Below are 21991 nucleotides of genomic sequence, written 5' to 3' on the forward strand. Positions count from 1 at the left end.
ACCTGTCCCCGAACACCTACGAAGCCCTCTACCCCGCTACGCTCCCGTCAGCGGCGTAATCCACCACCCGTGTCCACGAACCGGGGGTAAGGCCCCACTTCCTCCACATCCGATCCAAGCACGAGGACGCGCTACCGCTGATCGTCTGCCACGGCTGGCCGGGCTCGGTCGTGGAGCAGCTGAAGATCATCGAACCGCTGACCGACCCGACCGCACACGGCGGCAGCGCATCGGACGCGTTCCACGTCGTGGTCCCATCGATGCCGGGCTACGGCTACTCCGGCAAACCCACCGCCAAGGGCTGGGGGCCGGACCGGATCGCCCGGGCCTACGACGTCCTGATGAAGCGCCTGGGCTACGACCGGTACGCGGCCCAGGGCGGCGACTGGGGCGCCATCGTCGTCGAGCTCATGGCCGTGCAGGAGCCCGAAGGGCTCCTCGGCGTCCACACCAACATGGCTGGAGTGATCCCGCCCGAGATCGAAGCCCTATTCCACCGCGACATCATCGGCGCTGCTCCCGCGCTCGACAACCTCCCGGCCGACCTGACCGAGGAAGAGCGCAAGGCCTGCGAGGAGTTGCACAAGGTGTGGACCGGCGGCGCCACCTACGCCCTGCAGATGGCGTCACGTCCGCAGGTCATCTACGGCCAGGCCGACTCCCCGGTCGGCGTTGCCGCCTACCTCATGGACCACGACGCCAAGAGCCTCGCGATGATCACCCGCTCCATCCACGGCACCCCAGAAGGCATGACGCCCGACGACGTCCTCGACAACGTCACCCACTTCTGGCTGACCAACACCGTGGTCTCTGCGGGTCGTCTCTACGCCGAAAACAAGTTCGACTTCTTCGTCGTCAAGGGCGTCAAGGACGTGCCGGTCGCGGTGAGCGTGTTCCCCGAGGAGCTCTACCCCGCCCCGGAGACCTGGACCAAGAAGGCGTTCCCGAACCTCATCCACTACAACCGGCTGCCCAAGGGCGGCCACTTCGCGGCCTGGGAGCAGCCGGAACTGCTCGTCGACGAGGTCCGCACAGGACTCCGGTCGCTGCGGTAGGCCAGCCTCTTCCGTTGCAACTAGCCGTGGGCGTCTGATCGCGGCTTCTCCGCCCGTGGCACGGAGTCGATGTATCCACCGATGGCGCGGGGTTGTCGACGAAGGACGGCTCTATCAACTGGTCCGTCAGCAGGGTGAAGTCCGCGAAAGAACCATCGAGGTCACATTCCACACAGCAGGGGCGGAGGCCTACGCCTTCACCTTCGGATAGTCAGGAGGTCCGGCCATGTCAGATCGAGTTAGCGCCGATGCAGCCACCGACACCCGGCGGCGACGAGTGCGAGTCTGGTTCGGACGGTACGTGATCGCCGAGCTTGTCGCCGTACCCGCGACCGCGGACCGGTATGCCGCGGCGATGGACCGGCGGTTCGGCCTGCCGATCACGAACGAGCCCATTTCGGATCCGGCCGAGCAGGCGTCGACATGACCCCAGAACCGGTGGGCGGGCGTTCCGAGCCACTCAGCGCCCGTCCGCCGTACCAACGGTGGAGTCCCGCCATGGAGCACTGCACCAACCACGATCAGGCCCTGGCTTGGGACGATGTAGCCAAGGTCTACGCCAAGCGGATCTATCGTCACGCCTACCGACTGACCCGCAATCGCGCCGATGCGGAAGACCTCACCCAGGAGGTCTTCGTCCGGGTGTTCAGGCATCTGAAGAACTACGAACCCGGAACCTTCGAGGGCTGGCTCCACCGCATCACCGTCAACCTCTTCCTCGACCAGCTCCGCCGGGGTCGTGGACTCCGCTTCGAACCACTCACCGACATCCATCAGCGCGCCGGGCCGGCCGACCAGGATCTGGAATACCGAACGTTCGAGGCCGATGTGCGCTCGGCGCTCGACTCCCTTGCTCCCGGCAAGCTAGCAGTCATCGCCCTCCACGACATCGACGGTCTGACCTATGCCGAGGTCGCTGCCCTGCTTGGCATCCGGTGCGGCACCGTGGCCAGCCGCCTGCACCGAGCCCACGCACAGCTGCGCACAGCGCTCGCCCACCGAGCCCCACGCGACCTGTCAGATCCCGTCGACAACGCCATCCACCATCCATCCCCCTGGGGTCGCGCCCAGAGCGACTCCCCATTCAAGCTTCAAACCGGAGGTTGTCATGTCCGAACCGTCAGCCATGTCCCCGACCGATAAGTCGAACGAGCCCGATCCCTCCGACATCGCCTCAGAAGCACCCCGACCTGGTGCGGTCCCGACACGTCGGGGGTTCCTGTCCGGATCGGTCGCAGTGGCGACCGCGGCTGCTTTGACCTCGCTCGGTTCGCAGGGATTCGCCACCGCGGCAGCCGCAGTCAGCCCCGCGCGCCGGAGCTCGACCGGGACTTCCGTGCGAAAGTTCCACATTCACGAATCGAGACGCAAGCTCATCGACATGAAGCGACGCATCCGCGACACTCAATGGCCCGAGAAGGAGACCGTGGACGACCAGTCCCAGGGCCCGCAGCTCGCCACGATGCAGACTCTCGCGCGCCACTGGTACGACAACTACGACTGGCGCAAATGCGAGGCCAAAATCAACTCCTTCCCGCACTACATCACTGAGCTCGACGGCCTGGACTTCCACTTCATCCACGCACGCTCCAAGCACGCCAGCGCCATCCCGGTCGTGGTGTGCCACGGCTGGCCGGGCTCGATCGTCGAGCAGCTGAAGATCATCGAACCGCTGACCAACCCGACCGCATTCGGCGGCAGCGCCGCGGACGCGTTCCACGTCGTGGTTCCATCGATGCCGGGCTACGGCTACTCCGGCAAACCCACCGCCAAGGGCTGGGGACCGGACCGAATCGCACGTGCCTACGTCGAGCTGATGCGGCGACTGGGTTACAAGAAGTTCGTCGCTGCCGGCGGCGACTGGGGCGCCATCGTCGTGGATCTCATGGCCGTAGACGCGCCAGAGGGACTGCTCGGCATCCACACCAACATGGCGGGAGTGATCCCGCCCGAGATCGAGTCGATGTTCCACAAGAACATCATCGGCGCGGCCCCCGTGCTGCCCAACCTGCCGGCCGACCTGACCGACGACGAGCGGAAGGCCTGCGAGGAACTCGACAAGGTCTGGACCGGCGGCGCCACCTACGCCCTCCAGATGGCGTCACGTCCGCAGGTCATCTACGGCCAGGCCGACTCCCCGGTCGGCGTTGCCGCCTACCTCATGGACCACGACGCCAAGAGCCTCGCGATGATCACCCGCTCCATCCACGGCACCCCAGAAGGCATGACGCCCGACGACGTCCTCGACAACGTCACGCACTTCTGGCTGACCAATACCGTCGTGTCCGCGGGTCGTCTCTACGCCGAAAACAAGTTCGACTTCTTCGTCGTCAAGGGCGTCAAGGACGTGCCGGTCGCGGTCAGCGTGTTCCCCGAGGAGCTCTACCCCGCCCCGAGGACGTGGTCGCAGGAGGCATACCCGAACCTGATCTACTACAACCGAGTCCCCAAGGGCGGCCACTTCGCCGCCTGGGAGCAGCCGAAGCTATACACGCAGGAGGTGCGCGCAGGGCTCCGCTCGCTGCGCAAGGACTTCTGAGGCAGCAGCCATCGTGCCATACGAAGACCGGTGGCGGCCGGCGGATGACCCCCGCGGTGCTGTCACCGGCCTTCACTGCCGATGGCCGTCGCCGGCGAGAACTGGACCGACTGGCTCGACATTGTCTGGTGGTGGCGCTGCTCAGGGTGCGCGATCGAGTACAAGACAACGCCTTCCGCCCGGATCAGGGGCCGTGGTTGCCAGTCATGGGCTAAGACACGAGCGGGTGACACACGTAGCCGCCACGAGTCGTCGGTCGGCAGCAGCCCCCGGGGAGGAGAAGACCTGCGTCGAACAACTGCGGTTCTTCTACAAGCACGTCTACTACGCCTACCTCATGGGCGACCGCCCGCAGACCCTCACCAGCCTGGTCGACTCCCCGATCGGACTCGCCGCGTTCCTGCTCGACAACGACGCCAAGAGCATGGCCATGATCTCTCGTTCCTTCGCCGGCCAGACCGAAGGGCTGTCCCCGACCGACGTACTCGACAACATCACCCACTACTGGCTCACCAGGACTGGCGTGTCCTCGGCCCGGCTCGACATGGAGAACAAGGACCCCTTCTTCGCAGCCAAGGGCGTCACCATCCCAGTTGCCGTCAGCGTCTTCCCCGACGAGATCTACGAAGCCCCGCGTAGCTGGTCAGAACAGGCCTACCCCGGCCTCATCCACTACAACAGGCTGCCCAAGGGCGGACACTTCGCCGCCTGGGGGCAACCCAAACTGTGGATCCAAGAGGTCCGCAGGGGCCTCCGGTCCCTGCGCTGATGAGCCGCAGGTGGCTCGGCCGGTCCTCCAGAGGCCCGCCACCCGCCGTCATCGCGTCTTCTGCTCATTTTTCGGAGGTTCGAAATGACTGCACAACAATCTCAACCAACAGGTCTGCATACCGCACTGGTAGAGCTTCCCGTCCGCGGTCGACTCCCGGCGTTCGACAGTGCGACCGCATGGATCAACACCCCGCCACTGACGGCGGCCGGACTGCGCGGCAAGGTAGTCGTCGTCAACTTCTGGACCTACACCTGCGTCAACTGGCTCCGGCAACTTCCCTACCTCCGCGCCTGGCACCGGACGTACGGTGACGCCGGCCTCGTCCTGGTCGGCGTCCACACCCCGGAGTTCACCTTCGAGACCGACACAGGCAACGTCAGGCGAGCAGTGCGCCAGCTGGAGATCGACTATCCGGTCGCTGTCGACAGCGACTACGGCGTCTGGGGCGACTTCGACAATCGCTACTGGCCGGCCCTGTACTTCGCGGACGCAAGCGGCCGAGTACGCCATCACCACTTCGGGGAAGGCGAGTACCGCCAGTCCGAGATGGTCATCCGACAATTGCTCGGTGTCGCCGGCTCCGGTGTCCCGGCCGCAGTGTCGCCGACTGTCGCCTCCAGCGTCGAGGCCGCCGCCGACTGGCACAACCTGAGGACGCCGGAAACGTACCTCGGATATCAACGCTTGTGGAACTTCGCATCGGCGGGTGGCGCGGTACTGGGCGAGCGGCACGATTACACGAGGCCCGCCGTCCTGCACCTCAACCAGTGGGCGCTCTCGGGTGAATGGTCGATGGGCCATGAAGCCGCGGTATCCAGGGCAACGAACGCGCGGGTGAGCTACCGGTTCCATGCCCGCGACGTCAACCTGGTGATGGGGCCGTCGGTCTACCCGCCGCCGGTGCCGTTCCGCGTTCTTGTCGATGGGCGGCCACCGGGCTCCGACGCCGGCTCTGATGTGGACGCCGACGGCAACGGGACCCTCGCAGAGCAACGGCTGTACCAGTTGGTTCGGCAAACAGGGCCGATCTCGGACAGAACGGTCGAGGTCACCTTCGCAGACCCCGGCGCCGAGATCTACGCCTTCACCTTCGGATAGCGGGGCCCGACCCATGACTTATCAAGCGCAGGGTGGCGAACCGCCGACAACCACCGACGACGAGCGGCCGACACCCCCGTGCCGTACCGTGCGCGTCTGGTTCGGACAGCACGTGATCGCCGAGCTCACCGCCCCGGCGCCGGCCGCAAGCCACTATGCAGCAGCGATGGGCCGACGCTTCTTCGGGCTCCTCATAACCAACGACCGGCGCCCGGCACACCCAGGCCGTGAGCTAACGCCGACACCGACCGGTGGGCGGGCGTTCCCAACCCGACACTCAGCGTCCGTCCACCGCACCAGTCCACCGGAGAATCACATGGACCCCAACAGCCTCGAACATGGTGGATGTACCGCGGACCTGGGACGAGGTCGCCAGAAGACACGTGGCGGGAATCTATCGCCAGGCCTACCGGCTGATGGGCAACCGGGCCGATGCGGAGGACCTCACACAGGAGGTCTTCATACGGGTCTTCCGCCACCTCGAGGACTATGCGGAGGGAACCTTCGAGGGCTGGCTATACCGCATCACGAAAAACCTCTTCCTGGACCAGCTTCGTCGCCGCCGCGCGGCACGACTCGAGCCACTGGCCGATACCCATCTCCGCTTCGTGCACCCCGGCCCCGAACGCGACCTGGAGTGGCGAACGTTCGATCCGGACATACGTGACGCTCTCACGTCCCTACCACCAGGACACCTCGCGACCGTGCTGCTTCACGACATCGACGGCCTGACCTACGACGAGATCGCCGTGGTCCTCGGCGTACCCCATGGGACGGTCGCCAGCCGTTTGCACCCGTGCACGCAAGCAACTGCGAACCGCGCTCGCCCACCGCACACCCGCACTGCGGTGTGCTGCCTGACAATGCACGGCAGTCGAGTCTTTCAACCGCCGTCTCCTACTGAAGCCGAGCTTTCCGCAGAACCTTGCACAGTGCCATTCGACGGCACGGCGACTAACAAACAGCGCGCGAGCCGCCCGGGAGGCCGAGGCCGAGTTGCCTGCGATCGATCCCGCCGCCGAGGCAGCCGATGCGTTCGCCCGCCTCTGGCCGTCGAGCTGCGCGACGCCGAGGGCGGGGAGGAGACGCTTGAGACGGGTGTGCAGTTCGCGCTGCAGGCACTGAACTGCGACTACGCCGATGGCAGTGCGGCTGGTCAGATAATGATCGGGCGTGGTTGGTCGAAACAGGGTCTACAGAGTCCCAGGGATGCCCGAGATCCGTGGTGCGGGTCGTGGTGCGAAATGACGGATACCACTGGGGAAATCTTGGGGTGGTGCGGGCGGACGTGTTAGCGAAACCGCCGCTAGAGAGCGTATGCGACGCTGAGCGTCCTCCTCGTAATGAGAAGGTCGTCCGGATCCAACTCGTCAGACTCCTTGGTCGGCACGGGCGTTCCCCAGATGACCGGCGGACTGGCGCCGAACGCGTCGGGATCTAGCCGTACTGCCGTGCCGCAGTGCCGTGCGGGCATCGAACCCGGTTGCCGTCACGCCCCGGCCAGTAAGGAAAGGGGTGCGCGCGGAGTTGTTGAACACTCCGGGTTTGCAACACGTTTCTCTACACCGGAGGTGCGGGTGTGTCGCGATCTGTGATGTCGATGTTCGAAGTCGGCTGCACGGATGCCCGAACTCGTCTGCACACGCCGCAGCTTCAGGAAGATGTCGATGCTGGCCGGTAGCTTGCCCGGTGGCTCTGACGACGACGTCTTGATCGGCTACGCCACCACCGTCCACGGCATCATGCTGTCGATGCGGCCGCGCCGCCGGAAGGCCGCGCACATCGCCGACCTCGGCACACCGATCGCCACCGCGCTCGAAGTGCCCCCAAGGTGGAAGATCCGGTCCCTCGTCCGCATGGCCTCCGCACAGCAGCAGGTGCGGCGAATGCTGACCAAGATCGGCGACGAGTCCGGAGCGTCATCGACGCCGGCCGAACTCGCCCGCCGATCGAACCCAGGATCCAGCTGAGGCATGACGCCGGACTGGCGGTTCAGGGCGTGGCTGGCGGCCAGGCGACGACGACGGTCCGGGTCCACAGTCCGTCGTACGTTCCGGAGAGATCCTGTTCAAAGCCAGTGATGTTGGTGAAGGTGCCGGCCAGGTCGTAGACGACGGCCAGGACACCGCTGACGTCTGGATGCGTCTGGTAGTACCGCTGGTCGACGACGATCTCCGGACCGATCTCGCGCTCGGCGCGGCGCGGGTACGTCACCTTGACCTCGACCGTGGCGCGGAGATCCTTGACCAGGAAGTCCGTCCTCGTCGACTTCCCTGCGTAGCTGGGAGTGTGCTCTTCCGGCCGCACGTCGCGGTAGAGCAGCCGGAGCGCGAACGAGGTCAGGTCCTGCAGGTCGTACTCGTCCTCGAGTGGTAGCGGTTCCTTGCCCACACGAGGCCGAACCCGCAGGCTTCGGACCGCTGCGGGCATGCCTCAGCATCTGCACAAGGAGGTCGATGGACGGTCCCGTGACCGGCACAGGTGATGGTGCGGCGGCGGGAGCGGTCGCCCCCAACAGCGGCGTTTCGGCCGGGCGCGGCTGGAACAGATCGGCGAGCTCGCCGGGCCGGTTCGGGGCGAATTCCGAGCGCGGGAGCGGAGCGACTGGCGCAGTGTTGGGGAGTTCCCCGGCCGGCCAGGACACGTACCCCGCAGGGTCGAGGTCACCGCCGAGCTGTAGCAGTGCCCGGCGCAACCGCTCGGTCAGCTGCTGCTGATCGGGATAGCCGACGCGGCCGATGTGCCCGCCATCGCGCAGCAGTTCGAGTAGCTCCTCGGTCAGGTTGACCGCCGTCTGGTTGTCGGCAGTCATCAGCGCATGTTGCACTCGCTGCTGCTTGTTGTTGCCCTGCAGGGCTCGCGGGTCGATCCCCACCGACAGGAAGGCACTGTCGATTGCGGCCGCGGTCGGCCCTTCCCCGGCATGCCAGAACTTCGAGAGAGGCCCAGCAAGTTGTTGGCCGTACGACCGGGCACTTGGACTCACCATGGCCACAAGGCTCCCACCTCAGCGCACTGAACCGGCGACCGGAAACCGGTCTTCGGTGTGACCTGCGGAAACGCTGGATCACTTCCCTCGCGGCGGCCGGACTTGTAGTCCGGCTGTACGCCGCGCGGCCAGGGGCCATCGGCCCTAGGCGGAATCGCCGACCTGTGCGATCTTGCTGCTAGTCGGCGCTTGGGGGCGCGCCCGGGGGTGGGCGGGCAAGTGCCGGGTGGGGGGCACGATGAACGGATTGCGCAGGTATGTCGCGGCTGCGGTGGCGTTGCTGCTGACGTCGGCGACGCTGACTGTTGCCACGCCGGCCGCCGCGGTCGTGGCCGGCGTCGCGATCACGGGGGCCACGGCCTCGAACGGCACCACGACCCTTGGCTACCGCGCCACCGCGACCCATGCGGGGACCCTGCGGTACATCCTCGTCTCGATCCCGCCGGGATCGGGCGGGCGGATCACCTCGGTCAACGGCGCGGTCCGCACGATCTCGCCGGGCGTCCTGCAATGGCGCCCGAGCAGGACACTGACCGTTGCCGTCGGCACCCGTTTCTCGATCCCGCTGTACGGCGTACTGCTGCCGAGCGGAGGCCCGTGGACGCTGAGCGTCCGGGCGATCGGGACCACCGGCGTCGCCCTCTCAGCCGGCACCGGAACCCTGATCCGCCCTGCCGACGTGCGGATCACCGCGAGCAACCCGATCCCCGGCCAGAAGACCACGCTCACGTACGCCGGCACGGTCGGCCGCCCCGGCATCCTGTCGTCCGTCCGGATGAAGCTGCCGACCGGCGTACGGGGAACGCTGACGAGTGTCAACGGGACGCTGACAGTCTCGAGCGGATACGCGACCTGGAGACCGCGCTCCGGCATCAGCGTCCGCGGCGGCGTACGGTTGGCGATCCCGATCTACGGCGCCGTCCTATCCAAGTACGGCGGGATCTTCCGACTCGGGATGACCGCCACCTCGTCGACCGGCGTCCAGCTGATGGCAGGCACGGGCACCCTCGCGCTCATCGCGCCACCCGCACCGATGCCGACGATCCTCGCCGGCTCGTTCCCCGTACGACCGGCGGGATGCCCGACGGCCTGGCCGACGACTGCCGTAGAGAACGCCAAGCCGGGCACCGGCGCGTGGGTCATCCCGACTACGATGAACGGGCCGCTGGCGGCGTACCTGACGAAGGTCTCCGCGACCTGCGGCACCACGGTCGACCTGAAGGTCACGTCCGGCCGGCCGGTCAGCGTGGTGGCGTACCGGATCGGGTACTACCAGGGCCTCGGCGGGCGCGAGGTCTGGCGCCGCGACGGCGTGCCGACCGTGGTGCAACCCGCTCCGACGATTGGTGGTACGGCCAACGGTCACCCGCTCCGGATGGCGTCGGCGGCGAACTGGTCGAAGACGCTCACCATCCCGGTCGACCGGAACTGGATCCCCGGCACCTACCTGATCAAGGTGAGCGACGGCAGGTATGCCGCTTACGTGCCGCTGACGGTCCGCGACGACACCGGCCGGAAGCACAGCCTCCTCATCCAGCAGGCGACGACGACCTGGCAGGCCTACAACTGGTACGGCGGCCGGAGTTTCTACAGCAGCGCGACGACCGGTTCCGGCCGGCTGACGTTCAACCGCCCGTACGCCGAAGGGCAAGGATCGGGGCAGTTCCTGCCGCTCGAGCAGGGCCTGATCGTGTGGGCCGAGTCGAAGGGCCTGGACGTCACCTATTGGACCGACAACGACCTCGACGTGTACGGCGGTCAGCTCGCCGCCCGGGCCGGGACGATCTTCCTGCCCGGACATGACGAGTACTACTCGTTGCGGATGCGGGCGTCGATCAGTCAGGCGATCAAACGCGGCGTCAACGTGGCCAGCTTCGGCGCGAACGCGACGTACCGGCGGATCACCTTCACCGACAGCACCCGGCGGTACTTCGACCTCGACCGGTACACCGCCGGCGGGAGCTCGACGCTCTGGCGGTACCTGGGTGATGCGTACGCCTCGCAGCCGCTACTGGGCGCCGAGTACAGCTGCGGTGTGTACGCGGGCAACCTCAGGACCGGAAGCAGCTGGCTGTTCCGGGGCATTCCGGTCGGCACCGTCGTACCAGGGTTCCTCGCCGGTGAGGTCGACTACCTCTGGCCGGGGTTGTACAAGCATCCCGGGTTGGGCATCCTCGCGGCCGGCAGCGCTCTCTGCAAGTCGACGGGTCGGTCGACGCCGATGCACGCCACCGCGTACGTCGCGCCGTCCGGGGCCCGGGTGTTCAACGGTTCGACGTTCGCCTACGGGTGCTTCCTGGTACGGCGGTGTCCGTCCAACCTGGGGATGCCCGCGCAGTCGGTCGAGTCCCGGCGGGTGGTGACCACGATGGTCACCAACGTCACGAACTGGGTCAGCCGCGGGACGATCGTCGTTCCAGGAGGCGCGGCTGCGCCCGAGCTGCGCGTTGCCGTACCCAATCACCAACTGGCGGAGGACGACGACGACTAAGTCACAGCTTCTCGGCGACCTCGGTGAGTACGTCGAGCGTGGCGGTGATCAGAGGGTGCTCAGCACGGCTCGCCCGGACGGCGGCGTACACCCGCCACGTCGGCGCGGGCTCGGAGAGCGGCCGGGTGAGCGCGAGAGTCGACTCCGGTACGGCGAGGCGCGGGACGAGCGACACGCCGCCACCCGCGGCGACCGCGCGGAAGTCGTCGGACTGGTGGACGATCCGCGGCTGGAAACCCGCCTGCTCACAGGCGAGCAGGACGACGTCTCGGATCGGTTACCGGGCGCGGTCATCACCCAGTCGTCGTCTGCGAGCATGCTCAGCTCGATCGGGTCATGGTCCGCGGCTGGATGCGCCGGCGGCAGGACGGCGACGAAAGGCTCGCGTACAAGGGGATCCGGGCCAGGCGGCGGTCGTCGGGGCGCGGTGAGCCGCGGTGCTGACGCCGCACTAGATGCCTGGCGCGCGATCGCCAGTCTTCCCGGTCTGCCTCGAGCCGCACACAACCCAGCTATACGGGTAAGAAACGTGTCACCAGCGGCAACCGAGGGGGAACTAGTACGGCAGCCGGACTTCGTGATCGTCATGCTGGAGGGGTTTGGCGACGGTGGTAGTGGCTGGTTCGGGCGCGGTGTTGGTGGCGGCGTCTCCAGGTCGACCAGTGCAGCCGGTGTCGTATGTCGCGGATCGGTCCGGCGATGAGTGTGTTGAACAGGCGGTGGATCTCGTTGCAGGTCAACGCGATCAGAGAAGTCCGTTGTGGGGTGGGGTTCTGGGTTCGTTCGGTCGCGGCGAGGATGGCGAGGAGTGCGTAGGCGAGCATCGCCAGGATGGTCCAGCGGTGCCAGCTGGTCCAGCGGCGGACCTGGTGCTGGTCGAGCCCGGTGAGGGTCTTGCTCGCCTGGAACGACTCTTCGATCGTCCAGCGGCGCCCGGCGACGCGGACCAGGTCACGCAGCGGTACCGGTGCCGGTGACCAGCAGCGGTAATAGGCGAGCTCGCCGGTCGCGTTGTTGCGCCGGACCAGCAGCCACCGCTGCTGTGAGGACTGGGCGTCGTCGTCGGGGTCGATGCTGATCCAGGCCCAGGCGTAGAATCGCGGCCCCTTGGAGCCCTCACCGGCCGACATCTGCTGCCATGCCTTGCGGGGCAGTCCCGTGGCGAGTTCGTCGGCGCGAACCTTGCCGACACCGGTGCGAACCGGGTGGCTGCAGGCGACCGCCAGCACATACCCGATGCCGCGATCTTCAAGAGCTTGGCGCAGTTTCGGGTTGGCCCCGTAGACCTCATCACCGGCGACCCAGGGTGCGGTCACGCCAGCGTCCAGGACGCGGATGATCATCTCGGTGGCCAGCGCTGGTTTGGTCGCGAACTTCACCTCGGCCGGGACACCGGCCAGTTCGCGCCGGTCGGTGTCGTCGGCCCAGACCTGCGGCAGATACAGCTCCCGATCGATCAGTGCATGCCCGCCGGCGCTGGCGTAGGTCAGATAGACCGCGACCTGGGCGTTCTCAATCCGCCCGGCCGTCCCGGTGTATTGGCGCTGCACACCGACCGTGTGGACGCCCTTCTTCACATCCCCAGTCTCATCCACGACGAGCACAGCATCGGTGGCGCCAAGCCGTTCCAGGACAAACCGGCGCAGGTCATCGCGTACGCCGTCGGTGTCCCACGTCGCCTTGCGCAGCAGGTGCTGCAGGCCATCAGGCGAGTCATGGCCCGCGTGCTCGGCCAGCGTCCAGCAGTTCTTCACCGCCAACCCCGACATCAATCCGGCAACGGCATCCCGCGCCAACTGCCGCGGCTCCACCCGCGCGAATCGAGGCGCAATCCGCGCCATCAATCCGTCGAACTCCGCCCGCCAACGATCCAGGTCTATGCTGTGGCCCGCGGCCACCGCCATATCAGCTGTGTTCCACACAAACCCGGCATGATGACGCGGTGGCCGCTCCATGTCCCGTCGCCACGCCCAACATCACGAAGTCCGGCTGTCGTACTAGGCGCTGGCGGTGCTCGTGCGGTGGCGTTCAAGGACTCGGTACACAGTCGGCCGGGATACCTCGAACAGTTCGGCCAGTTCGGCGATGGTGTGTTCCTCAGCCGCGTGGAGTTTGAGCAGGTGGGCCTGCCGGGCCGGGGATAGTTTCGGTGCCCGGCCTTTGAGCTTCCCTTTCGCGCGGGCGATCGCCATGCCTTCGCGGGTGCGCATCCGGAGCAGGTCGACCTCGAACTCGGCGAAGGTGGCCAGGATGTTGAAGAACATCTTCCCCATCGGGTCGGTGGGGTCGTAGATCATGGTGCCGAGCTGGAGCCGGACGTGGCGCGCGGCGAGGGAGTCACCGATCTCGCGGGCGTCGGGCACCGACCGGGCGAGCCGGTCGAGTTTCGGGGTGACGAGGGTGTCACCGGCGCGCACCGCGGCTAGCGCCTGGTCCAGGCCGGGCCGATTGCGGTTGGTGCCGGAGTAGGCCTTGTCGAGGTAGATGTGTTCGGCGGCGACGCCGAGCTCGAGCAGGATCTGCCGGTTCGCTTCGAGGTCTTGTTTGTCGGTGGAGCAGCGGGCATACCCGATCAAGATCCCAGACGTCACAGCCATGCCCGGGATCGTAACGGATAGCCCCCGCTCACCGGACAAATCAACGGACACCTTATGTGAGAGAAGATTCCAGGCGTGTGGTTCGCAGCGTTGCGGTCCGCTGCGTGGTGTCCGTTGAGGGTTCGGCTAACGGACACCCGCCGACGCGGGTTCTGGGTCAACACGAGGCCGGGCTAGTGCAGACGACTTCGGTACACCGCGATGACTCGCACTCGCCTGCAAACCAGTCCTTCGGAGCGCTGAGCCTGTGCAGGCGACTTCGGACATCGACATGTGAGGCTGCCGGGTGTGGGTGTTGGGAACCACCGATTCTCAACACCCGCCGTATGGTCAGGAACGAAACGCTTTGAGGCGGCCGGTGGTTGGCGAGGCGATCCGACGCCGGCCGCCGGCGTCACGGCCGAGGCTGGGTGTGGACTCCACTCTCAGCGCGCGGTCGGAGTCTTCACGCTGGTCGAGTTACTGAATGGCTTGTGGCGGCGCAGCCGAGCAGCTGCGGCGAACCCGGCTCCGGTCAGGGCGATCCCGCCGAGTGTTCCGGCGCCGAGCTGCGCCAGGTCCAGATTGCCGTCGTCGCTGTCTGCGGGAGGGGCCAGTGGTTCTGCTTGGACGGGCCCACCGGGTTCGGGTTTGTTGATGGCGCTGGCCGGCGCGGCGATAGTCAGCGGGAGGCCGGCGATCCCGATGGTTGCGGCGATGGCGGCGATTCTGGTGACGGTCTCGGTGGCCATTGGAATCCGCTCCTTCGTTAGGTTGGACATGCCAATGACTGTTCGGGATAAGGAGCGCCGACGACATCGGGCACCCGCGCTCAGATTCGCCGTCGTTCGCCTTACATTGCTGCTACTTGGATCGGCCCTGTCTTAGTTGCGGTCACGCGTGCCGAGCGGGGCCGCCCGGCACGGCCACCTCGCGACTGGGGGATGTGCCGGCCTTGCGAGCAGGTTCGGTACGTGCTCTTGGGCGTCGCGCCCACCAGGTTTGATCGATGGGCCGGGCCCAACGGCCGCTCATCTACTGTTACGACGGCTGCGGCGGAGCAGTCCGCCTGCGGATCATGTGCGCTGCCGTGCCGGATCAGGCTGCATGCTGCTAGGCCGCGGCGCTGGTGAGATTGCGCGGGAGTAGGCGCTTTATGGCCACACCACGATGAGGGCGCATGATGGGGTATGGCCGGCTTGGTGGTCGGACGCGGGGTCGAGGCTGCGGTGTTGCGAGGATTGATCGCGGATGTGCCGGAGCGCTCCGCAGCCGTGGTGGTTCGGGGTGAGGCGGGCATCGGTAAGACGCTGCTCGTCCGGTCGGTTCTCGACGAGCATTCCGGTAGCGGTGTGCGGATCCTTGGCGGTGCCTGCGCGCCGATGTCCGGTGCGACGGCCTATAGCGGTCTCGGCGCCACGGTGACGGCTGCGCTGAGCCAATCCGCAGCATCTGGCGACTTCCCGTCGGCTGCGGCGGCCCGGGCATGGTCAATGCAGGCCCTCGCTGGCGTGCTCGACAGCGACGCGGCGCAGGGCACCGTCCTGCTGGTCGAGGACGTTCACTGGGCGGATTGGTCCACGCTCGACTTCCTTGCCCATTCGACGCGTAATCTGCCCGAGCGACGGTTGCTGGTCCTGCTGACATGGCGGGACGAGACTTCCCATCCCGACCGCCTGACCTGGCTGGCGGAACTGCTTCGCTGCCCGGACGTGATCGACATGCCGCTGCGCCGACTGACAGCTCGGGAGACGTCGGAGCAGGTAAGCGGTCTTCAACCCGGATGTACGGCAGACACGATCGCTGCCATCTACCAGCGCAGCGCAGGCAACCCCTACCTGAACGCCGAGCTGATCCGCGGTGATCCCACCGTGCCCGCCTCGTTGCGCAAGATCCTGCTCGCACGATTGCAAGCACTCTCGCTGGCGACCCGGACGGTCGTCGCCGCCACCGGCACGCTGGCTCGAGCCCTCGACGACGACGATCTGCTGGCCGCGGTAGACGGTGCCGCCGACGCCGTACGAGAGGCTTGCGACTCGGGCTTGGTGATTCGCGACCCGGCGGCCGGCTGCACTGCGCGGCACCCGGTGATCGCCGAGGTGGCCTATGAACAGTTGCTGTCTTCTGAGCGGCGCGACCTGCATGCGCGACTCGCGAAGCACTTGGCGGGCCGCGTTCTGACCGATGGCAACGCGGCACAGCTCGCCGAGGTCGCGGAGCAGTACCATCGCGCGAGCGACCGAGACGCGACCTTCACGTGGGCTCTAGCGGCCGCTCGGGTCGCCGAGAAGGCGTACGCGTATTCGGAGGCTGGCCATTGGTACGCCGTCGCTTCGTCGCTGTGGCGGCCGTCGGACCTGGCCGATGAGCGCGTACCGGAGCGCCTTGTGCTCGCCGAGCGGGCGGCTTCGCTGCTCGGCAGTGCTGGTCATCACGCCGAGGCTCTCGCCTTGCTCGAGGAGGCCGTGGCCGGCGGCGACGGTGAGGTGGGCACGCTGTCGGCCCTGCTGATGCGGGGTAGGCTGCGCGCGCATTTTGCCGACGACCTCGCCGGAGCGATCGCGGACATCGAGCGAGCACGGCGTCTGGTGCCGACCGGTGACGATCGAACGCTGGGCCGGGTGTGCATCGCGCACGCGACGATCCTGGGCCCCTATGCCCGCTCGGCCGAGGTGGCACGGGCCGCCCGGATGGCGCTGGAGCACGCGACCCGAGCCGACGACATCAGGACGGTCGGACAGGCTCGGGCGACGCTGGGGGCGGTCGCCGCAAACGAGGGCCGGATCGAAGACGCACTCGACGAGGCTCGGGCCGCGCTGACGATCGCTCGCGACCTCGCCGAGCCGGAGGATTTGGCCTGGGCGGGGGTGACGCTGACCTACGCGTACGGCATCGGCGGCGACACCGACAACGTCGTGGCCGTCGCGAACACAATCCAGTCCGAGCTCCGGCACCTGATGGCCAACGAGCACTGGCTCGAGGGCATCATCGAGTCCAACGCCGTCTACCAGCTCTATGCGGCCGGCCGATGGGACGAGGCGCTGAGCCGCGATGACAAAGGCCGCCCCTCGTCCGGACCGGCGTTCAAGGACGCCCAATTCGCACTGATACACATGGCACGCGGGAACCTACAGACCGCTGCCGAGCTGCAGCGAGGACAGGAATCCCTCGCCGTAGACGACCAGCCCCAGAACAAGCTCGACTATGCAGCGACCGAGGCCGAGCTGCGCCTACTCCAGCAACGCCCACGCGAGGCCCTGGCCATCGCACTGGACGCCGCCGAACTCATCCACGACACCGATGAGGAACCGATGTCCGGCGTGCTGCTACGCATCGGTCTCGAAGCAGCGGTCGCGTCGCAGTCACCCGACGGCTTCGATCGACTCGTGACGCTCCTTCGGCGCGCCGTGTCCGGGGTCGAGGCCGCAGCGCTGGCTGCAATTGTCGACGGTGAACGATCCCGGATCCGCGGCACGCCCGACCCGACCCCGTGGCTCACCGCCGCACAGGAATGGGCGTCACTCGGCCGGCCGTACTGGGAGGCGCAAGCCCGACTGAGGGCAGCCGAGGCGCTGCTGGCTCATCGCGGACAACCTGGCGCCCGCGGCCGGGCGGGCGGCGAGCTCGAAGCGGCGCGACAGATCGCCGAGCAGCTCGGCGCGGCACCGCTGCTCAGCCAGATTCAGGGGCTAGCGAAGATCGCCCGGATCCATCTCGACGACTCCGTGACCGAGCACCACGAGCACCGCGCGGCCACCACAGACCCACACCCGCCGTTGACCGATCGTGAGCGTCAGGTGCTTGCCCTGGTCGCGGCCGGGCGGACAAATCGCGAGATCGGCGCGACGCTCTACATGAGCCCCAAGACTGCCAGCGTTCACGTCACGCACATCCTCGAGAAGCTCGGCGTACAGTCCCGCGTCCAGGCCGCCGCCGAAGCAGTCCGGCTCGGCCTTGCGGGCAACCCGGCACCACCCGCCTGACGACGGCGGCGTGAGCGCGTGACGCGTACGACCGGTATCGGCCGCCCGGCCAGTGAAGCAACCGGGTCTGGATCCATGGGCACGCCATCCCGGCGGTCAAGATGGGCCTGGCAGTGGATGGTGAAGGAGGCGGGTTCAGGGGTCCGCCGAGTAGGGTCATTCCAACCTCACGCCCGACCTCCTCGGTCAGGCAGCACGATCCGGCCGTCATGACCTGCAGTCGCTCAAGCGGGTGTGGCACTACCTCGCTCGGTTCGGACGGCAGCACGACCAAGCGCCTGGGAGCTGACTCGGGATCACCTATGCGAGCGACTCACTCGGCGGACGAGGCAACGCTCGCTGTCCTCGACTCCGGACCGCCTGCGGGCCGCACTTCGCTTATGCCAAGGCGCGCTCGAAGGCGAAGGGACGTGAGCAGGGTTTCGCCGAGGATGGTGCCCAGGACCACGACATAAGCGTCGAGGAAAGTGGTCAGTTGGGACTGGCCGAGGGTGTTGAGCCGCCCGCCGCGGGTGGGTCCCGGCGGCGCACGCCCAAGACGCAGGTCGAGGCGGCTCGCCGCAGATGCGCGTCGACGTCGGCCTGGTCTTCGCCACCGTGGGCGGACGTGCAAGGTCGTGTTCCGGCCTGTCAACGTCGGCAACGGCCACTACCTGGCGACCGCTGAACCTCGAAGAGCCCGGCGCCGGCCGCCGACTCACCGCGCAGCTGCAGGTCGGTCGCCGCCTCGACTGACAGGTCCCCGGCCGGCGGCGCCTGAGGGGCTCAGACCATGCCAAGCTTGAGTGCGCCGTGGGATCGAGCTGCGTGGCATCACCCGTGGCACGAAATGGCGGGTACACATGGGGGATCTCCCGCCCGCTGCGGGCGGCCGTGTGGCAAAAATCGCTGGTAGAGACGAGATATAGGCCTGTCGTTCCTCCTCGTAATGAGAAGGTCGTCGGTTCGATTCCGACAGGCGGCTACGCCAGAAAGCCCAGGGGCAGACACCAAATCCAACCGAGGTCGGTCTGTCTCGGGTCCCTTGTGTAATGGTTCGACTGTGCCGCCCGGCTGCGCTCTCCCGCGTGACACCTCATTGCGTAGACACCGTGCCGCCCGGTAGGGCACGGTGATGGATCGCAGCGCGTCATCGCTCAATTGGCGCACTAGAGGGAGCCACTCAGATGCCACGTGACGGAGTTCGGCGCTCGATTCGTCGCGCACGGCGGGACCGTGATCTGGCCCGAACGCCAGAGCTCGGTCCGCTTGTGCTGCACGGGCTCGGAGCAGTGCTGCTGGCGATTGGCGGCGCTGTTGGGCTCTACCTGTTCCTTGCCTGGTTGCTCGGCGTCTCGCCCCACTTGTCGGGCACGGGATCCGGTCGGCCGGCCCTTCCAATCGCTGACCAGCAGAAACTGCTCGCTGACCTCGTCAAGGTCGCCCTTGGGTTAGCGGCAGGGATCGGTGCCGCCTTTGCCCTAGTCGTTGGGTATCGCCGCGCACGTACCGAGGAGGCCGGCAGCCACCGCGACGACCGGCGGCTGTTCAGCAGCCGCTACCAGGACGCCGCCCAGCTGATCGGCAGCGAAAAGGCCGCCGTCCGACTCGCCGGCATCTATGCGATGGCACGCCTCGCAGATGATTGGGTCGAGCAACGGCAGCAGTGCATCGATGTGCTGTGTGCCTACCTACGCCTGCCCTATGAACCTGACACCGGCGACCTCGGTGAACCTGAGGTCCGGTACAGCGTCATCGGTCTCATCGGCAGCCATCTACAACCCACGGCCTGGCCCTCCTGGCGGGAACACCATTTCGACTTCAACGGTGCGGTGTTCGACGGCGGCGATTTCCGCGGCGCTGTGTTCGCTGGCAACGTCGACTTCAGCGGCGCGAGGTTCACCCGCGGCACCGTCGACTTCAGCAAAGCGGAGTTCACCGGCGCCGTCGACTTCAGCAAAGCGGAGTTCACCGGCGCCGTCGTCAACTTCCGCCTTGCGAAGTTCGCTGCTCGCATGGTCAATATCCGCGATGCGCAGTTCGCTGCCGGCATGGTCACCTTCAGTTGGTCGGAGTTCGCTAGCGACCGTGTCAGCTTCACGGGTTCGGTGTTCGCTGGTGGCACGGTCGACTTCACCAGAGCGCGGTTCGAGCGCGGCAGAGTCGACCTCGACGCCAAGTTCAAAGGCAGTGTCGTCCTCTTCTACGAAGCGAGCTTCAGTGGCAGCAGAGTCGACCTCCGCGGGGCCGAGTTCGCCGAAGGCGACTTTGACTTCGGCGTCGCGAAGTTCTGGGACGGCTTTCTCGACTTCGGCCGCGCGACGTTCACCGGTTCGAATGTCAGCTTCAGCGGCGCGTCGTTCGGCGCCGCCCACGTCACGTTCTACGGAGCTACGTTCGATGGCGGAGTCGTCGACCTAACTGACGCCGTGATCGCGTATCAAGTGTTCAACGGCCCAAGCAGGAAGTCTGAAGGCGTGCCCGGCAAGGCGCCTGTAGGCCTTCCGGCGAGCTCCACTCCGCATGTGCTCCTACCCGACTGGCTAACCAGCTCGCCGTAAGGACGTTCTCGAGCCTGGTACCAGTCGTGCCATCCGCCGTGCCACCAGGTCCCCAGACCCGGCAGCCGCTCTCGACCGCGCAACTGAACGAGCCCAGCGATCCACGGGACGCGGAACCATGTCTCGCCCCCTTGAGCGTGCGACGGTCCCGTAGTCGTTGAGCAACCCGTCATCATACGCATGATCTAACTGTCGGCGACTGTCTACGGAAGCACGCACCCGAACATGTGAGTGCTATCCCGTGGTCCTGATTTGGCGTGAGTTGTCGAGGAGATCCCAGGCCTGTAGGAGGTCGAGGGCTCGCCGGATGGTTCCTTCAGAGACCTCGTGTTGACTGGCGAGCTGCTTTGTGGGCGGCAGGGGCGTGCCTTCCGGAAGTAGGCCGGACTCGATTGCGGCGCCTAGTTTGGCGGCGATCGCCTCGTAGGGGGCGCGCGGGTTGCGCATGATCCGTTCGCGCTCGCTGAGCTGTTCGGGGCGGCTCGGGAGGCGGTTGAAGAGCGCGGTTGCGGCTCGCTGGTCGGCTTCGGAGACGAATGCGGTGTAGACGCGGAGCGTGGTGGTGCCGCCGCCTCCGTGGCCGAGGCGGCCGGCGACGGTTCGGATGTCGACTCCTGCGGCGATGAGTTCGGTGGCCGAGTAGTGCCGAAGGTTGTGCAGGTGGGTATCGATGCCGAGCCGAGCCGCCAGCTTGCTGTAGCGCTGCGAGACGCTATCGGGCACCAGGTGTTCGCTGTTGTGTGGGGCAAGGGAGAACACGAACGCATCAGGCCCGAGCTTGGGTTTCAGCTTGGCCGCGTTCTCGTCGCAGGTCTCCCGGTGCTTGCGTAGGAGAGTCACGGTCTCGGCATCCAGCGTGAGCCGGCGGTGCTGGTGCGTCTTGGTGTCCTTGAGCCACTTCTTGCTGCTGTTTTGAGCCACGCTGGTGTCTACGACGATCGTGCCTTGGGCGAGGTCGACCTTGGACCAGCGCAGACCGCACAGCTCGCCGCGGCGAGCACCGGTGACCATCGCAAGCCACACGAATGTGCCCCACGCTGGGTCGTTGAAAGCCTCGCCCAGGATTTGGGCAGCTTCGGCGGCCGTCGGTGGGTGGGGATTCGGCTTGGGTGCAGATGGGGGCTTGCCGGTGGGCATCGGGTTGACCGATACCCACTTCCACGGAGGGCTTGGCGGAATGCGCCGCTCAGGATGAAGTGAATCTGGCGGATCGTGGAGGCGCCGAGGGGTCGGCATTCATGAGGTCGGCAGCGGTGGTCGCACTCGTGTGGGATCTTCGTGCGGTGTTCGGTGAAGGGCCGTCGGTCGCAATGGTGGCGACAGCGACGGAGCTCGGCGTAGTAGGAGTCGAGGACGTCGGCGTCGACGGCGCCGACCTGAGCTTGCCGATGAGCGGCTCGATGTGGTTCCGGACGTATCCGCGGTAGGTGCGAAGAGTTGTTTCGTCGAGCTCTGCCAGTTCCAGGTGTCGGTCGATCAGCTGGCTCAGGCTCGCGTTGGTGCGAGGCTGCCGCCGCTCGTCGACCTGGCTCTGAAGCCGCCGGATGGCGCGCTCGGCCTCCTCGGCGGCCTTCGGCGTGTTCGCCGGGATGGTCTCGCGGAGGTAGTGACGGCGTTTCGTGACCGGGTCGATGCCGGCGTAGACGACCACGCGGAGCGCACCGCTGGGCAGCTCCTCCACGGAGCCGCGGGCGCGCTGGCGCCTCTTCGGAGCCTTTGCCATGCGGCCGAGTGTAGCGATTCGCACCACGTTTGATCCCACGCTGGCGGAGATGCTGGGCCATCGAGGTCTCGCAACCACTCCGAATCTCCTTATTTTAAAGGCGATTCGGACTTCGTAGGCCCCGTGGGACTCGAACCCACAACCCGCGGATTGGGAATCCGCACTTGCGATCGCTGCGTATCGGCCGCCGATACCGCCACTTGACCTGGGAACTCTCACACGGCG

At 67.0% G+C, this 21991-nt stretch carries 17 protein-coding genes, 1 tRNA gene and 2 pseudogenes; 12 read left to right on the forward strand and 8 right to left on the reverse strand.

Translation table 11 applies throughout. The features are described 5' to 3' along the window. Positions 1–74: 74 nt before the first annotated feature. From ACGFIF_RS43485 to ACGFIF_RS43525, 9 genes and pseudogenes are all read left to right on the forward strand, one after another. Positions 75–1055 (forward strand): annotated as a pseudogene (locus tag ACGFIF_RS43485) (alpha/beta fold hydrolase); the annotation flags it as partial. Between the two features lie 55 nt (positions 1056–1110). Next, positions 1111–1266, forward strand: coding sequence for a hypothetical protein (locus ACGFIF_RS43490; RefSeq protein ID WP_393163662.1), 156 nt, complete (start codon positions 1111–1113; stop codon positions 1264–1266). Between the two features lie 15 nt (positions 1267–1281). Then, a complete protein-coding gene (locus ACGFIF_RS43495) occupies positions 1282–1482 on the forward strand; it encodes a hypothetical protein (protein WP_393163664.1) in 201 nt (66 codons plus the stop codon). A 71-nt stretch (positions 1483–1553) separates the two neighbouring features. After that, positions 1554–2198, forward strand: coding sequence for a sigma-70 family RNA polymerase sigma factor (locus ACGFIF_RS43500; protein ID WP_393163666.1), 645 nt, complete (start codon positions 1554–1556; stop codon positions 2196–2198). Then, positions 2182–3594: an epoxide hydrolase family protein gene (locus tag ACGFIF_RS43505; RefSeq protein ID WP_393163669.1), complete on the forward strand. Its 1413-nt coding sequence runs from the start codon at positions 2182–2184 to the stop codon at positions 3592–3594. Before ACGFIF_RS43500 ends, ACGFIF_RS43505 begins: the two co-directional genes overlap by 17 nt. Before the next feature lie 226 nt (positions 3595–3820). Continuing rightward, on the forward strand, positions 3821–4363 hold the full coding sequence (locus tag ACGFIF_RS43510) for a hypothetical protein (protein ID WP_393163671.1): 543 nt from the start codon (positions 3821–3823) through the stop codon (positions 4361–4363). Between the two features lie 84 nt (positions 4364–4447). Continuing rightward, positions 4448–5464: a redoxin domain-containing protein gene (locus ACGFIF_RS43515; protein ID WP_393163672.1), complete on the forward strand. Its 1017-nt coding sequence runs from the start codon at positions 4448–4450 to the stop codon at positions 5462–5464. 416 nt (positions 5465–5880) lie between these two features. Next, positions 5881–6759 (forward strand): sigma-70 family RNA polymerase sigma factor, encoded by an 879-nt coding sequence (locus ACGFIF_RS43520; protein WP_393163740.1) that lies wholly within the window; start codon positions 5881–5883, stop codon positions 6757–6759. Between the two features lie 372 nt (positions 6760–7131). Further along, positions 7132–7434: a hypothetical protein gene (locus ACGFIF_RS43525; RefSeq protein ID WP_393163674.1), complete on the forward strand. Its 303-nt coding sequence runs from the start codon at positions 7132–7134 to the stop codon at positions 7432–7434. Positions 7435–7456: 22 nt separating this feature from the next. Here ACGFIF_RS43525 and ACGFIF_RS43530 read toward each other — a convergent pair whose 3' ends face one another. Continuing rightward, a complete protein-coding gene (locus ACGFIF_RS43530) occupies positions 7457–7894 on the reverse strand; it encodes a hypothetical protein (protein ID WP_393163676.1) in 438 nt (145 codons plus the stop codon). Between the two features lie 797 nt (positions 7895–8691). Here ACGFIF_RS43530 and ACGFIF_RS43535 point away from each other — a divergent pair. After that, positions 8692–10944 (forward strand): N,N-dimethylformamidase beta subunit family domain-containing protein, encoded by a 2253-nt coding sequence (locus ACGFIF_RS43535; RefSeq protein WP_393163678.1) that lies wholly within the window; start codon positions 8692–8694, stop codon positions 10942–10944. A gap of 1 nt (position 10945) precedes the next feature. Here the strand turns inward: ACGFIF_RS43535 and ACGFIF_RS43540 are convergent. The 4 genes and pseudogenes from ACGFIF_RS43540 to ACGFIF_RS43555 form a co-directional block, all read right to left on the reverse strand. Beyond that, positions 10946–11532: pseudogene (locus ACGFIF_RS43540) on the reverse strand (LysR substrate-binding domain-containing protein). Continuing rightward, a complete protein-coding gene (locus ACGFIF_RS43545; protein ID WP_393163680.1) occupies positions 11529–12785 on the reverse strand; it encodes an IS701 family transposase in 1257 nt (418 codons plus the stop codon). Before ACGFIF_RS43545 ends, ACGFIF_RS43540 begins: the two are co-directional and overlap by 4 nt. Before the next feature lie 156 nt (positions 12786–12941). Next, entirely contained in the window at positions 12942–13541 is a 600-nt protein-coding gene (locus ACGFIF_RS43550) for a recombinase family protein (protein ID WP_393163681.1), read from the reverse strand. A gap of 425 nt (positions 13542–13966) precedes the next feature. After that, the gene (locus tag ACGFIF_RS43555; protein ID WP_393163683.1) at positions 13967–14272 is read right to left on the reverse strand and encodes a hypothetical protein; all 306 of its coding nucleotides are present in this window, start codon (positions 14270–14272) and stop codon (positions 13967–13969) included. Positions 14273–14710: 438 nt separating this feature from the next. Here ACGFIF_RS43555 and ACGFIF_RS43560 point away from each other — a divergent pair, with 438 nt between their 5' ends. Both ACGFIF_RS43560 and ACGFIF_RS43565 read left to right on the forward strand, forming a co-directional pair. Further along, positions 14711–17503: a LuxR C-terminal-related transcriptional regulator gene (locus tag ACGFIF_RS43560; protein ID WP_393163685.1), complete on the forward strand. Its 2793-nt coding sequence runs from the start codon at positions 14711–14713 to the stop codon at positions 17501–17503. 1166 nt (positions 17504–18669) lie between these two features. Then, positions 18670–20043, forward strand: a complete 1374-nt coding sequence (locus ACGFIF_RS43565) for a pentapeptide repeat-containing protein (protein WP_393163687.1) — start codon at positions 18670–18672, stop codon at positions 20041–20043. 234 nt (positions 20044–20277) lie between these two features. Here the strand turns inward: ACGFIF_RS43565 and ACGFIF_RS43570 are convergent, their stop codons facing one another. The 3 genes from ACGFIF_RS43570 to ACGFIF_RS43580 form a co-directional block, all read right to left on the reverse strand. Beyond that, on the reverse strand, positions 20278–21279 hold the full coding sequence (locus ACGFIF_RS43570) for a tyrosine-type recombinase/integrase (protein WP_393163689.1): 1002 nt from the start codon (positions 21277–21279) through the stop codon (positions 20278–20280). Then, complete coding sequence (locus ACGFIF_RS43575; RefSeq protein WP_393163691.1) at positions 21230–21766, reverse strand: hypothetical protein; 537 nt, start codon at positions 21764–21766, stop codon at positions 21230–21232. The genes ACGFIF_RS43570 and ACGFIF_RS43575 overlap by 50 nt, the downstream gene beginning before the upstream one ends. A gap of 115 nt (positions 21767–21881) precedes the next feature. Next, positions 21882–21973: transfer RNA gene (locus ACGFIF_RS43580), tRNA-Ser, on the reverse strand. Positions 21974–21991 lie beyond the last annotated feature (18 nt).

It is taken from the genome of Kribbella sp. NPDC049174 (assembly GCF_043197365.1).
Classification (GTDB): Bacteria; Actinomycetota; Actinomycetes; order Propionibacteriales; family Kribbellaceae; genus Kribbella.

Bases quoted from the DNA above. Each gene is read 5' to 3' on its own strand.
- ACGFIF_RS43505 (WP_393163669.1), top strand. From the start codon at position 2,182: ATGTCCCCGACCGATAAGTCGAACGAGCCCGATCCCTCCGACATCGCC.
- ACGFIF_RS43500 (WP_393163666.1), top strand. From the start codon at position 1,554: ATGGAGCACTGCACCAACCACGATCAGGCCCTGGCTTGGGACGATGTA.
- ACGFIF_RS43535 (WP_393163678.1), top strand. From the start codon at position 8,692: ATGAACGGATTGCGCAGGTATGTCGCGGCTGCGGTGGCGTTGCTGCTG.
- ACGFIF_RS43520 (WP_393163740.1), top strand. From the start codon at position 5,881: ATGGGCAACCGGGCCGATGCGGAGGACCTCACACAGGAGGTCTTCATA.
- ACGFIF_RS43570 (WP_393163689.1), bottom strand. From the start codon at position 21,279: ATGCCGACCCCTCGGCGCCTCCACGATCCGCCAGATTCACTTCATCCT.
- ACGFIF_RS43530 (WP_393163676.1), bottom strand. From the start codon at position 7,894: ATGCCCGCAGCGGTCCGAAGCCTGCGGGTTCGGCCTCGTGTGGGCAAG.
- ACGFIF_RS43545 (WP_393163680.1), bottom strand. From the start codon at position 12,785: ATGGCGCGGATTGCGCCTCGATTCGCGCGGGTGGAGCCGCGGCAGTTG.
- ACGFIF_RS43525 (WP_393163674.1), top strand. From the start codon at position 7,132: ATGCTGGCCGGTAGCTTGCCCGGTGGCTCTGACGACGACGTCTTGATC.
- ACGFIF_RS43555 (WP_393163683.1), bottom strand. From the start codon at position 14,272: ATGGCCACCGAGACCGTCACCAGAATCGCCGCCATCGCCGCAACCATC.
- ACGFIF_RS43575 (WP_393163691.1), bottom strand. From the start codon at position 21,766: ATGGCAAAGGCTCCGAAGAGGCGCCAGCGCGCCCGCGGCTCCGTGGAG.
- ACGFIF_RS43565 (WP_393163687.1), top strand. From the start codon at position 18,670: ATGCCACGTGACGGAGTTCGGCGCTCGATTCGTCGCGCACGGCGGGAC.
- ACGFIF_RS43515 (WP_393163672.1), top strand. From the start codon at position 4,448: ATGACTGCACAACAATCTCAACCAACAGGTCTGCATACCGCACTGGTA.
- ACGFIF_RS43560 (WP_393163685.1), top strand. From the start codon at position 14,711: ATGGCCGGCTTGGTGGTCGGACGCGGGGTCGAGGCTGCGGTGTTGCGA.
- ACGFIF_RS43495 (WP_393163664.1), top strand. From the start codon at position 1,282: ATGTCAGATCGAGTTAGCGCCGATGCAGCCACCGACACCCGGCGGCGA.
- ACGFIF_RS43550 (WP_393163681.1), bottom strand. From the start codon at position 13,541: ATGGCTGTGACGTCTGGGATCTTGATCGGGTATGCCCGCTGCTCCACC.